Origin of the sequence: Acinetobacter sp. YH01005 (assembly GCF_013420465.1) — a bacterium.
In the GTDB taxonomy this organism is placed as follows: Bacteria; Pseudomonadota; Gammaproteobacteria; order Pseudomonadales; family Moraxellaceae; genus Acinetobacter; species Acinetobacter amyesii.
In genome coordinates this window covers 1-12,407 of record NZ_VOYA01000036.1, presented here as the reverse complement: position 1 = coordinate 12,407, position 12,407 = coordinate 1, and the positions used below count along the sequence as shown (strand labels likewise).

Below are 12,407 nucleotides of genomic sequence, written 5' to 3'. Positions count from 1 at the left end.
GGATAATCTTTTTCAGATTCAATCAATAATTGAACCGCTCTATCTCTGATTTCAGGGGTGTATTTTACTTTTTTCATCGGGACATTCTCTCAAGAAAAGTGGTCTCCGACAAACCCGGTACGGTTCAAAGAGTACCAATATCTGGATTAGAAATGTTTTTCTCTTCATACACAAATCTGTATTTAAAACACCAATAAGAAGCTGTCCAGATCTATCAAAGATCTGATCACAGAATTTGAGTAACCTTAAACTTTTTGCAGCCTTAAGTAAAGATATACAGAATTTTTGAAAAAAGCATAGGTCTAGATAATCAAGCTAGATTTTTTAGAACTCCACATTGGTCAATTGTACATAAGCCATCACAAGTACCTCTTAAATCAGATAATTGTTCAATAAGCTTTTGTTGCTTGATTATATTTTCTCTGATAGCACTGACATGTAAGTCAATTAATTCATTCACATCTGAACAATTTTTCTTGGGATTATCTTTATAGGTGAGTAATTGACGAATTTCATTCAAACTCATATTTAAAGTTCGGCAATTCAAAATAAACTTAATTCGCTCAACATAGCCTATATCGTAAAGGCGGTAATTTCCTTCCGTTCTTTCGGGTTCCGGAATTAAACCTTCCTTTTCATAAAACCTAATTGTTAATACTGAACATGAGGTTTTTTTAGAGAGTTCACCAATTTTTAAATGCATTGAGTTGGTATTTCCAAAAAATCTTGACTCTATAGTAACTATAGGGATTCTAATATTCAAAGTTTATAAATTTTTTTAATGGGTATAACTATGAGTGGCTGTGGATGTAGTAAAGAAACACCATGCGAAGATAAGAAATCTCAACAAGAAAATCATCCATCAATTGCAGAAGCAAGCAATTCAAAGAATTGTGATAATACGCCTAGCTGTTGTGGTGAAGAGGAAGAAGAAAAATCTTCATCTCCTTGCTGTAACACTTCAAACAGTTGTGAAGATACCGCTCAATCCTGTTGTGGTTCTGATCCCAAAGAAAATTTAAGCACTGAAAACGTTTTAAAAGATTCGCACTACATGAGTGAATACTTAGTTCCCAAAATGGATTGTTCTGCGGAAGAACAGATGGTTCGTATGGCGCTATCTTCAATTGATGGTGTTCAAAAACTCATCTTTGATTTACCTAACCGGTCTTTAAAGGTTCTACATAATCAAAAAGATGAAAATATAACTACCAAACTTGAAGCTTTGGGTTTTGGTGCAAAGCTTGTGAAGACTGAAACTTATATAAGCAATCAACAGGCTAAGCAAACAAGTACCTATACCATTCCTAAAATGGATTGCTCTGCTGAAGAGCAAATGGTCCGTATGGCTCTTGCAGATATTGAAGCAGTTAAAGGTCTTACTTTTGATCTTCCCAATCGAAAACTGAAAGTCTTCCATAATGAAGGGATTCAGCAAATTACGGCTAAACTCGAAGGACTGGGTTTTGGGGCGAAACTTGATGAAACACAGCTTTCTACAGGCGATATACCTAATGAACCTGATCCTGTGAGACAAGCTAAAGTACTTAAACTGTTATTAGGCATTAATGCTCTACTGTTCTTTATAGAATTCATCAGCGGAATTATTGCTGCGTCTACAGGATTGATTGCTGATTCTCTAGATATGTTTGCCGATGCAGCCGTTTATGGTATTGCGCTATATGCCGTCGGAAAAGCTGCGAAATATCAAGTGAAAGCAGCCCATTTCGCAGGTTGGATTCAGTTATTACTTGCTGTCATCGTGATTATTGATGTCATTAGACGATTCATGTTTGGAAGCGAGCCAGAATCAACGCTCATGATTGTTATTGGCCTGCTCGCACTTATAGCTAACGTGACATGCTTATATCTTATTTCTGGTCATCGAGAAGATGGCGCACATATGAAAGCCAGTTGGATTTTCTCGGCGAATGACGTTGTCGTAAATATGGGCGTTATATTTGCCGGTGTACTCGTGGCGTGGACGGGATCAGCTTATCCAGACTTAATCATTGGCATCCTGGTTTCTTTATTCGTGCTTAATGGTGCTCGAAAGATTTTGGCTTTGAAGTAAGAGTATCGAAAATGAATCTATTTCAAGTTAAACAAAATCAGATCGTCAAAATTAGAGATCTCAAAAAAGGTAATCAATACAGTCATACCACTGATCCCGTATTGGAACGGCTCCAACTATTAGGTTTTAGAGAGGGTGAAACTCTACAAGTACTCGCTAAAGGTGTTTTTGGCGGAGATCCTGTTTTAGTTCAGATTGAAACTTCAAGATTCGCATTAAGAAAGAATGAAGCTGAAAGAATTTTTGTAGAGTTAGTATCCAATGAAGATTAAGAATATTGCATTAGTCGGTAATCCAAATTGCGGAAAAACCTCTTTATTTAATACACTTACTGGTACGCGACAAAAAGTTGCCAACTATGCTGGGGTTACCGTAGAAAGAAAAGAAGGTTCTTTTAACTTACCTTCTGGTGATGCAATACGAGTATTGGACTTACCCGGAACTTACAGTTTAAAACCTAGTAGTTTAGATGAAGAAGTCACCAGGGCAGTTTGTTTGGGCGAGCTAAAAGGTGAAATTCTGCCCGACATTTTTATATGCGTCGTAGATGCCACAAATTTAAGCTTACATTTGAGCTTGGTTCGGCTTTGTTGCACAAAGATTTGAAATGCAAAGCGCCCCTAATTGATCCAAATTTAAGGCGTAACTTGGGTAAGTGGGCGACCTAATTCCGTAAATCTGTTAAGGACTGCTACACGTGCATGGATCTCATTCACCTGACTAGGAAAGCTTCTTGCCATTAATTTATCGCCTAATAATTTGATGCAATGCATCTTGGTTTCCACCAAACTGCGGCGATGATAGCCTGACCATTTTTTCCATAATGTCCTGCCTAAATGTTTAACTGTTCGAAGTAATTCATTTCGCTCTAGCGAGCTACTCTTTGTATCTTTCCATGGTTTCGCATTTTTTCTAGGTGGAATCACCGCATGCGCTTGCCGATCTGCAATGACCTGACGGCATTGCTTGGTGTCATAAGCTCCATCGGTATAAACAGAGTCAATCTGCTCATCTTGTGGAATCTGATTAAGTAAATCACCAAGCACCTGTGAATCACTGACATTATTGGTTGTGAGCTGAATAGCGCGTATTTGTAGGGTTTTGGCATCTATACCAATATGTAGTTTACGCCATTGGCGACGATATTCAGCTCCATGTTTCTTGCGTTTCCATTCGCCCTCACCTAGAAACTTCATGCCTGTAGAGTCTACGAGTAGATGCAGCCCATCGCTACTTTTTTGGTAGCTGATTGCAATATCAATATGCTTTTGTCTTCTACAAAGCGTACTGTAATCTGGTGCGGTCCAATTTAATCCGCAAAGTTTAATCAGACTTTGCACAAAGCCAGTGACCATACGTAAAGACAAACGGAATAGAGATTTAATCATTAAGCAGCATTGGATAGCTGCGTCGGAGTAGGTTTGATTTCGCCCTTGTTTGCCTTTTGATGGAGCATACCATTGCGTAGCAGGATCAAACCAAATGGCAATATTTCCGCGACTCATGAGTGCTCGGTTATATGCGGGCCAATTGGTTGTGCGGTAGATTTTGTGTGTAGGCTTCTTCATTTGAAAATTATATCGCTGAAAAAGCCTTTACAGATAGGTTTGTGCAACAAAGCCAGATTCGCTTAAAAACTCACCAACTTATTACAAAAGCCATTTTTTGTGCATTTTGTGATCATGGTGAAATTTTTAAGTTGTTGATATTTATATTAATATACAAGCGTACTCCGTATAACCACCATTATGTTAAATAGAGGGAAAATCTATTTTTAAAGTGATAAAATTATTGTAGTTATTTTAAGAATAGCTGCTTTTGATACTTGATCATCTATCCTAATTAAAAACTGTTTTTTAATAATTTGGAATATAAATAAGATTTAGTTAAAATTAACATTATTCATATAAATTAACATTATGTATTACATTTACTAATAATTTAAAATAATTAGTAGAAAAAAATTATGTTTTAATTATTTCTTTGATTATATAAATTGAGAGTAAAAAATGATTAATACGAAATTTTCAGAGTGTATTTCTGCATGTACAAACTGTTCACTTATTTGTACTGAATGTGCAACTTCTTGTTTAAAAGAAAAAGATTTAGAGATGATGCGTGAATGTATTCAACGTTGTCTAGAATGTGCAGATATTTGTCAGTTATGTGTGCGTATGCAACAACATAACTCACCTTTCCTCAAAGAGATTTGTGAGCTTTGTGCTAAGATCTGTGAATATTGTGCGGAAGAGTGTGAAAAACATTCACATGATCATTGTAAAAAATGTGCTGAGGCTTGCCGTCAGTGTGCAGAAGAATGTCGAAAAATTGCCATGTAAAATACTTCAATAATGTTAATTATATGGCTCTAGACTAACATAATCATTCTGCTAGTCTTAGAGCCTTTCCTAAAATTAACATAATACACCTTATACGAAGCCAAAAATGGGAGCTTTAAGCTCCCATTTTTAGTCTTTAATTCGCTTTTTCGCTTCGTCATAAACTATGCTATCAGCTCGTTTTCCGACGGTAATGAGCAGGATAACTACCTGATCATCTTTAACTTGATAGACAAGTCGGACACCAGCTTTTAATAATTTGATTTTATAGCAACCTGCAAGATCGCCTCTAAGCATATTCTTTGGAATATGTGGCTGCTCTATGACTTTGGCTAGTTTCTTTTTAAATTGATCTCGTATAGCAACAGGGAGTTTTTCCCATTCTGCTGTAAAGTCCTTGTGACGTAAAAGCTTATAAGTCATCTAATGTGACTTCCTCAAACATCTCTTTAGGATCATTAATGCGCTTACGAACAAGAGCTAATAATTCTTCATCTTCTTCTGAAAGCAAAGCTTTTTTGACAGGCAGTTTCCCAGTCGTAGCAACATACTCAAGAATACTAGTGAAGAAATCCGTAGGTGCAATACCTTGCTCTTTAAGGATTGAATAAGATTTTTCTTTAAGGGCTTCATCGATCCTGAAGTTAACAGTAGCCATCATATTTCCCAAGTATTTAATGTACTAGGAATATTGTAATGCAAATTGCATTACAAGTCGTGTTATTCACCAATTAAAATGTCTATGCGATAAACCATTTAAAATGTCCTGTTTTTAACTGCAAGAGTCAAGAACAGGATTTAAATTTCTTTGTTCAATAACAGCTTTCTGAGCTTTACGACTCGGCATACTTTTCTTGAGACGGGAACGTTTATTCTGTTTCTCCAACTCCTCATGTTGCTGCTGGATATGGGCCAGAACCGAGCCTAATCTTTTATTCTCAACCACTGCATTTTGCTGCAGTCCAGCCAGTTTATTGAATATGCTGTAGTTCAGCTTTCGGCCTTCATGCAGGATGGCCACAGTCCCATCCGGATACTCTAGAAATGAAATGTATTGCCCAACAAGCTTATGATTCAGTGCTGTTGGCTCAAGTATATAAATACACTTGTCATACGTGATGGTCAGGTTCTTTGTGACCTTACGCGGTTCCTGCCAGGTAAAAATATCATCCAGTTCAAGATCAGATTCGGTTAATGGACGATGCAGGTTCTTTGAGTTTCGCGCACATTTGGCGAACTTCTGATTGAACTGCTCAATAAAGCAGGGCAACCAGGCATTTGCTTCTGCAATCGAACAGATGCCTTCCAGGCGCATCTCCTTGATCAAACGGTCCTGAAGGGTTCTATTCGCTCGCTCTACGCGACCCTTCGCCTGTGGGGAGTTGGCAAAGATAATATCGATGTTCAAATTATTCAGAATCCGCCCAAATTGCGTGATCTTGCTGTCTTGGCTGGATTTCTGATTCACTCTGAATACCGAGTGTTTATCGCTGTAAAAGGCCAAGGGCTTGCCGTATTGCTCAATGTAGGCTCGGGTTGAAAGCATGTAGTCAAAGGTCGTTTCAGCCTCACAAAAGCGCAGATGCAACAGCTTTCCAGTGGCATCATCGATATAAACCAACAAGCAGCATTTTGCAGCTCGACCTTCAAACCAGTCATGATATGAGCCATCAATTTGGATCAGTTCACCGAAGCAATCCCGGTTATAACGTGGCTGATATGGACGCTTCAGGCGCTTGGATCGCGGAATCCACAGGTCATTGGCCGTCATCCAGCGCCGAAGCGTTTCTACCGGGATATTCAGGTCAAATATGCTGCTGAGCTTCTCATGCGCCAAGGTGGGTCCAAAGCCCAGCAAATGTTCAGCAATAATGGAAAGGCACTTTGATTTTAACAAGTCATCATGGCGATGATGGCCCGGTTGACCACGACTGGCATGCGTCATGCCTGAAACACCATCTTGATTGAGCTTCTGCAATAACCGGGTAATTTGACGGGTGGAAAGATTCAGGATTTCAGCAGCACGGACTTGGGTAATACGATGATCTCGAACGTCTTGCAGAACTGCAAGACGTTGAATTTCTTTGTCAGACATAGTGATCAGCATCTATATTTTATATCCAGTCCATGGTGATAAAAATCATCATAAACCAGACATTTTTATTGGTGAGAATATAGACACTTTAAATGGGTTCTAACAAGTCGACTTCGCATAACAGCCATTATGTTAAATGGAAGGAAGCAAAATAAGTTAACATTTTGCTTCCGGCCACATTAAGCTAGAGTTTTATTTAAATAAAGCTATTTAGTAATCATTAAATTAATTAAAATCTAAATCTAACACCAGCTCCATATAACCAACCTTTCTCAGAGTTTGATTCTATTTGCCACGACGTTTCATCATTACCTTTTGAATACTCATAGGCAATGTCGATATACGGCATGATCTTTTTACTGATTTCATAGCGAGTTTCAAACCCTGCGGTTGCACTGCTTAAACCAGTTTTTTTCGCATATTTAGAGTCATCACTAAAGATAGCATCCAACTCTAAATAAGGTTGAATAATCAACTTTTGCGTAATCAGAAAATCACGTTCCGTTTCTAGGCTAAAGCCCGCATAATTGTCTTCTCCCGCATAGAGATAAGCATCAGTTTCAAAGAAATATGGCGCCATACCATGTAAGCCAATCACCGCATCAACATTTTCTTCGGTGTCTTTGCGATGATCATTGAGTTCAACTTTTTCACTACGATAACGTGCACCAATCTGTGCATCCCAAAAGTCTGAAATCATACGGCTATATAAAAGTTTGGCATCATAATGTGCATCATGCGATTCTTCTTTATCGGCATGAATTTTAATAAAAACCTTATTTTCATCTGTGCCAATACGGGTTTCAAACTCTGACTTTAAATCACCTGTGCCATCTTCATTGACAAGCCACTTATTGTCCACTGTCGTAATCGCATAAATTTGCGCACCGTGTTCTGAGCGATGATCATAATGCGAACTCTGCTGAGCATTCGCATCTGGTACATGATGTAAATGATTAACCGTAGATGTTGCCTGATGTTGTGCCTGATTCATTTGGCTATGGTTCATTTGAGAGCGATCCATTTGCATCGGCTGATTTTGACTAGAAGATGTAGCAACTGTCATTTTTTCAGGCGCACTATGATCTTCACCATTATGTGCCAAACTCACTGCACTGACCATCAACAAAGAGCTTGCTAAAACAGTTTTAGAAAAAAGATTAATGGTGCGCATGTTGATCTCCTTTCTGTACTTTTTGATCTTGCTGTTTCTCTGTTGATTTGTGATGCATTGGCTGATGACCTGCATGTTGATGGTTCATCGGTGCTGAATGTGCAGCATGATTCATTTTCCCCATCATCTGCATGTGTTGTGCATGCTCTTGTGGAGAATGCTGTGAATGATCCATCTCAGACATCGCTTGATGATTCATTGATGGTACATTTTTTCCATCAGTCTGAGCAGTTGAATGATGCCCTTCGTGCGCCAAACTTAAGCTTGTTAAACTCAATACCGCAACAGAAAAAAACGCTTTAAATACAAAATTAGTGATGTGCATGTCCAGCTCCTTTTTGCTCAGTTACTTGGTGAGTTTGAGTCGAATTTGTACCTTGAATTGGCGTTGTAGACACTTGTTCATCGCTAACATTTGCCACGATCAACTTGTTCATCATTCCTGCACTCATGTGATACAACAAATGACAATGGATTGCCCATTCGCCCAACTCATCCGCAGTTAATAAAGCAGTCACTGTTTTACCCGGTGGTACAATCAATGTGTGTTTATTCGGCATATCTACCGACTCTTGACCATTCTCCAACTGCATAAACATGCCATGTAAATGCATGGGGTGCGCCATCATACTGTCATTAATAAATTTGATACGGATACGCTCGCCATACTTCACTTTTAATGGCTCAGCATCGCTGAATTTTTTACCGTTAATCGTCCAAATATAACGCTCCATAGTACCGCCCAAACGCACTACTAATTCACTGCTAGCTTCACGAGTATCTTTTTGCGGTTCTAAAGATTTTAAATCACTATATTGCAAGGCTTTATTGCCCGCAGGTGTAGATGCATTTGCCCAACCATAAACCACTTGATCATTTTCTTGTGGTTTTGCTGTGCCATGCTGTGAATGATCCATTTTCGAGTGATCCATGCCTTGCATATCGCCATGGTTCATTTTTGAATGATCCATTTTCGAGTGATCCATGCCTTGCATATTGCCGTGGTTCATTTTCGAATGATCCATTCCTGCATGATCACCGTCACCATGTCCCATATCTTCCATGGTCAAAAGTGAGCGTGGACGTGGTGCAGGCATATGAATGCCATGTGTCATAGGATTTAGTTCATTGTGCAGTGTACCAATCGCATAACCTGAACGGTCAATTGACTCAGCTTCAATTTGATAATGTCCACCTTTTGGCTCCACAATCACATCATAAGTTTCAGCTGTGCCAATACGAAACTCATCCACAGCAACAGGTTTTACAGGCTGACCATCAGCACTGACCACAGTCATTTTCAAGTTAGGAATACGGACATCGTAGAAAGACATCGCAGATGCATTCACAAAACGTAGGCGAATTTTTTCATTCGGTTTAAACATTCCTGTCCAATTTTGTTCAGGTGTTTTGCCATTAATGAGGAAGGTATAACCTGTAACATCCGACATGTCGGTTTTTAGCATACGCATCTGATTCCACATTTTGCGGTCAGACCATGTCGCTTTTATGCCATCACGTTTAACCTGCTTCCAAACATCACCCAAGGTTTCACGCTGATCTTGATAATATTCAGCTGAAATTTTAAGATCTTTCTGAATTTGATCACTGGTTTTTTCATGAAAATCTGACAACATCACCACATAGTCACGTTCAGCTTTTTCATGTGCTGCCAATGGTGTTTTACCTTTTGGATAAATCACAAAAGAACCATATAAGCCGTCCTGTTCCTGTCCTTTAGAATGAGCGTGATACCAATAAGTCCCGCTTTGGCGAATCTTGAATTTATAAACATACTCGCTTTGAGGCTTAATACCGTTAAAACCATTAAATCCCGGTACACCATCCATAATGCCCGGCAACAACAGTCCGTGCCAATGAATAGAAGAATCTTGGTTTTTTAAATTATTTTTCACGCGAATGATGGCTTCATCACCCTCTTCAAACTCAAGCAAAGGCGCAGGAAATTGACCATTTACGGTAATGCGCTTTACAGGCTTTCCAGTTGGGCTGACCACTGCTTCATCAATAACAAGCTGATATTCACGCACTTCGGCAAAAACCAAAGGCGACGATGCAAAACAAATACCTGCTAATAGGTACGAACTAATTTTATGAGACATAACTTAACCTTAATTTTTGAAAAATAAATAAATTTTAAAAAAATTGGTTAAGTTTTAGGAGGACGTGAAATTTCTTGCCAATACCCATTTAGATATTGGTTGGGATAATAAAAATTAGGCTGATCTATAGAATAGAAGGTATCTAGGGGATCTAGCGAGCTTTGCAAAGAATGAAGACATGAGATCTGTGTCTGGCAGGATAAGCTAGAACATTCCTGACACTTTTTGTGATCTATATTCTGATTAAGAGCTAAATGATTATGGCAATCGGTATTCGTCTGTACTTCGTGATTAATACCATGTTGAGTGACTTGCTGTGCTTGATCTAAACAATGATCTTGGCTCATTTCAGTTTGCATATTGATATGCATTATCTTTACTGATGCAACAGACACACTACTCCATCCTATGGCAAAAACCATAAGAAAACAAAACCAAAGTTTTTTGGAGAGATGAGTCAACACGAATGCTATCTAGGAATAGAATTTAATCCAAAATATCTTAACGGAATTTCAAATATTTACAACTCAATATAATTGGCACTGTTGCAAATAGGCTGACATGATAAGCTAAATATCTTATTTATTTCGAGATACAGCAGATGAATCCCTTCCACGGTCGGCACTTTCAAGGTGAAATCATTCTTTGGGCTGTTCGTTGGTATTGTAAATATGGCATCAGCTATCGTGAACTTCAAGAAATGCTCGCTGAACGAGGCATAAATGTGGATCACAGTACAATTTATCGTTGGGTTCAGCGTTATGCTCCAGAAATGGAAAAACGGTTACGCTGGTATTGGCGTAATCCTACAGATTTACATTCATGGCATATGGATGAGACTTATATCAAAGTGAAGGGGCGATGGACTTACCTGTATCGTGCAGTTGATCAACGGGGTCATACGATTGACTTTTACCTTTCCGCTAGACGGAACAGTAAATCAGCCTATAGTTTTCTAGGAAAGATCTTCAATACGGTGAAAAAATGGCAAATTCCACGGGTCATCAATACAGATGAAGCAGCGACCTATGGCCATGCTTTATCACGGTTAAAGCGAGAAGGAAAATGTCCAGTAGATATTGAGCACAGGCAGATTAAGTATAAAAATAATGTCATTGAATGTGATCATGGTAAGTTAAAGCGGATCATCAGGGCCACATTAGGATTCAAATCTATGAAGACGGCTTATGCCACAATTAAAGGTATTGAAGTCATGCGTGCACTACGTAAAGGACAAGCATCGTCATTTTATTATGGTCAGCCTCAAGGTGAAGTGTGTCTAATCAACAGGGTTTTCGGTCTCTAAGCACTTTTAAAAAGGAACTTCATCGACTCAAATCTCTATTTGCAACAGTGCCTTTTTTTGACCTTTGCTTCAACTTTCATACAGTCGGTATGCATCATATCCTGGTTTTGAGATGCTTCCATTTGCATGGATTTCATCTGTTCAGATGGCATTAAACACCGCTTATGTACAGACGAAGCAGCAGCAGCCGATCCTACTAAAAGGATAGCAAACGATAAAAACAGCGATAGGCATGTTTTTAACCACTGCATAGAGATAAGACCAAAATTTAAGCTTTTTTAGTTTTACAGATTCGAAAGGAAATGACAACAATTTCATGAATAGTAGCCGAAGCTACCATTCATGATTCCAAGTCATATTATTTTAAAAAACTAATTCGATACCTGCACCATATTTCCATCCCTTTTCAGACTCTGTTGCCTCTTGCATAGAAGTGGCTTTCTGTCCTTTTTCATATTGGTAAGCAACATCAATGAAAGGTTTAATTCGCTTAGTAATCTCATATCGGGTTTTGATACCAGTTTTAAGTTCTGATAAACCTGATTTTGCAGCATAGTTAGAATCATCGCTAAATATTACATCTGCTTCGATATAAGGTTGAGTAATAAGTTTCTGAGTTAAAAGCAAATCACGTTCTAATTCAAAACTTGCTCCCCAAAAATTATTCTCACCGCCATAAAGATATGCTTGTGTTTCAAAGAAATAAGGAGCTAATCCTAATACACCAATAACACCATCAACTCGATCACTGTTGCTGCTATTTTTATCTTCGCTATATCTTACACCAGCTTGTATATCCCAAAATGGGGCTACGTTACGGCTATAAAGTGCTGATACAGCATATTTTGGATCATTACTTTCTGACTTTTCCGAATTGGCTTCAATAAATAGACGATTTTCATCTGTTCCAATCAAAGTTTCAAGCTTTGTTCCTAGGTTGCCCTTACCGTCTTCATCAACCATCCATGCATTTTCAAGTCTTGTTACTTGATAAATTTGTCCGCCATGTTCTTTAAGATGATCATCGTGAGATCCGTCTGATGTCTTTCTTGCAGTCAAAATAATATTATCTCCCCCATTTGCATTTTCCATTGAATAATATTCTGGATACAATTCTTGGGGGCTATATCTTAAGCCGCCAGACTCCTGTAATAAGACTCTCATACCATTTGATGTGTGCTGAATTAGCAGGAGACTTTCACTTGGGAGATTCTAGGCAGCTAACCGATAAAAGTCTTCTGCCATTTGATTTGGTGTCTTAAAATCCAAGCCTTTTTGAATTCTTCGCTGATTATA

General features: G+C 38.5%; 13 protein-coding genes and 2 pseudogenes. 5 read left to right on the top strand and 10 right to left on the bottom strand.

Annotation, left to right across the window (positions count from 1 at the left end; genetic code table 11):
• Positions 1-310 precede the first annotated feature (310 nt).
• On the bottom strand, positions 311-703 hold the full coding sequence (cadR, locus tag FTT72_RS15180) for a Cd(II)/Pb(II)-responsive transcriptional regulator (RefSeq protein WP_004281856.1): 393 nt from the start codon (positions 701-703) through the stop codon (positions 311-313).
• A 90-nt stretch (positions 704-793) separates the two neighbouring features.
• Here cadR and FTT72_RS15175 point away from each other — a divergent pair, with 90 nt between their 5' ends.
• From FTT72_RS15175 to FTT72_RS15165, 3 genes and pseudogenes are all read left to right on the top strand, one after another.
• Positions 794-2,074 carry a cation transporter gene (locus FTT72_RS15175; RefSeq protein ID WP_005407391.1) on the top strand — a complete coding sequence of 427 codons (1,281 nt, stop codon included), beginning with the start codon at positions 794-796 and terminating at the stop codon, positions 2,072-2,074.
• Positions 2,075-2,085: 11 nt separating this feature from the next.
• Complete coding sequence (locus FTT72_RS15170; RefSeq protein ID WP_004665962.1) at positions 2,086-2,346, top strand: FeoA family protein; 261 nt, start codon at positions 2,086-2,088, stop codon at positions 2,344-2,346.
• Positions 2,336-2,656 (top strand): annotated as a pseudogene (locus tag FTT72_RS15165) (FeoB small GTPase domain-containing protein); the annotation flags it as partial. The gene FTT72_RS15170 and the pseudogene FTT72_RS15165, both read left to right, overlap by 11 nt.
• A 53-nt stretch (positions 2,657-2,709) precedes the next feature.
• Here the strand turns inward: FTT72_RS15165 and FTT72_RS15160 are convergent.
• Positions 2,710-3,642, bottom strand: coding sequence for an IS5-like element IS17 family transposase (locus FTT72_RS15160; protein WP_099475569.1), 933 nt, complete (start codon positions 3,640-3,642; stop codon positions 2,710-2,712).
• Positions 3,643-4,083: 441 nt separating this feature from the next.
• Between FTT72_RS15160 and FTT72_RS15155 the strand changes: the two genes are divergently transcribed.
• A complete protein-coding gene (locus FTT72_RS15155) occupies positions 4,084-4,413 on the top strand; it encodes a four-helix bundle copper-binding protein (RefSeq protein WP_004733205.1) in 330 nt (109 codons plus the stop codon).
• A gap of 129 nt (positions 4,414-4,542) precedes the next feature.
• On the opposite strand, the gene FTT72_RS15150 is transcribed toward FTT72_RS15155, so the two are convergent.
• From FTT72_RS15150 to FTT72_RS15125, 6 genes are all read right to left on the bottom strand, one after another.
• Positions 4,543-4,836 carry a type II toxin-antitoxin system RelE/ParE family toxin gene (locus FTT72_RS15150; RefSeq protein WP_000221358.1) on the bottom strand — a complete coding sequence of 98 codons (294 nt, stop codon included), beginning with the start codon at positions 4,834-4,836 and terminating at the stop codon, positions 4,543-4,545.
• Positions 4,826-5,071 (bottom strand): type II toxin-antitoxin system RelB/DinJ family antitoxin, encoded by a 246-nt coding sequence (locus FTT72_RS15145; protein ID WP_000246755.1) that lies wholly within the window; start codon positions 5,069-5,071, stop codon positions 4,826-4,828. Before FTT72_RS15145 ends, FTT72_RS15150 begins: the two co-directional genes overlap by 11 nt.
• A 114-nt stretch (positions 5,072-5,185) precedes the next feature.
• Complete coding sequence (locus FTT72_RS15140) at positions 5,186-6,520, bottom strand: ISNCY family transposase (RefSeq protein WP_180175913.1); 1,335 nt, start codon at positions 6,518-6,520, stop codon at positions 5,186-5,188.
• Positions 6,521-6,737: 217 nt separating this feature from the next.
• Positions 6,738-7,682 carry a copper resistance protein B gene (locus FTT72_RS15135; protein ID WP_004668309.1) on the bottom strand — a complete coding sequence of 315 codons (945 nt, stop codon included), beginning with the start codon at positions 7,680-7,682 and terminating at the stop codon, positions 6,738-6,740.
• Entirely contained in the window at positions 7,669-8,007 is a 339-nt protein-coding gene (locus FTT72_RS15130; RefSeq protein WP_004897649.1) for a hypothetical protein, read from the bottom strand. Before FTT72_RS15130 ends, FTT72_RS15135 begins: the two co-directional genes overlap by 14 nt.
• The gene (locus FTT72_RS15125; protein ID WP_004733211.1) at positions 7,994-9,805 is read right to left on the bottom strand and encodes a copper resistance system multicopper oxidase; all 1,812 of its coding nucleotides are present in this window, start codon (positions 9,803-9,805) and stop codon (positions 7,994-7,996) included. Before FTT72_RS15125 ends, FTT72_RS15130 begins: the two co-directional genes overlap by 14 nt.
• Before the next feature lie 601 nt (positions 9,806-10,406).
• Here FTT72_RS15125 and FTT72_RS15120 point away from each other — a divergent pair.
• Complete coding sequence (locus FTT72_RS15120) at positions 10,407-11,111, top strand: IS6-like element IS1008 family transposase (protein WP_023278713.1); 705 nt, start codon at positions 10,407-10,409, stop codon at positions 11,109-11,111.
• Positions 11,112-11,164: 53 nt separating this feature from the next.
• Here the strand turns inward: FTT72_RS15120 and FTT72_RS15115 are convergent.
• Together FTT72_RS15115 and FTT72_RS15110 are read right to left on the bottom strand one after the other, a co-directional pair.
• Positions 11,165-11,362, bottom strand: a pseudogene (locus FTT72_RS15115) (hypothetical protein); the annotation flags it as partial.
• 112 nt (positions 11,363-11,474) lie between these two features.
• A complete protein-coding gene (locus tag FTT72_RS15110) occupies positions 11,475-12,275 on the bottom strand; it encodes a copper resistance protein B (RefSeq protein WP_180178631.1) in 801 nt (266 codons plus the stop codon).
• Positions 12,276-12,407: the final 132 nt, after the last annotated feature.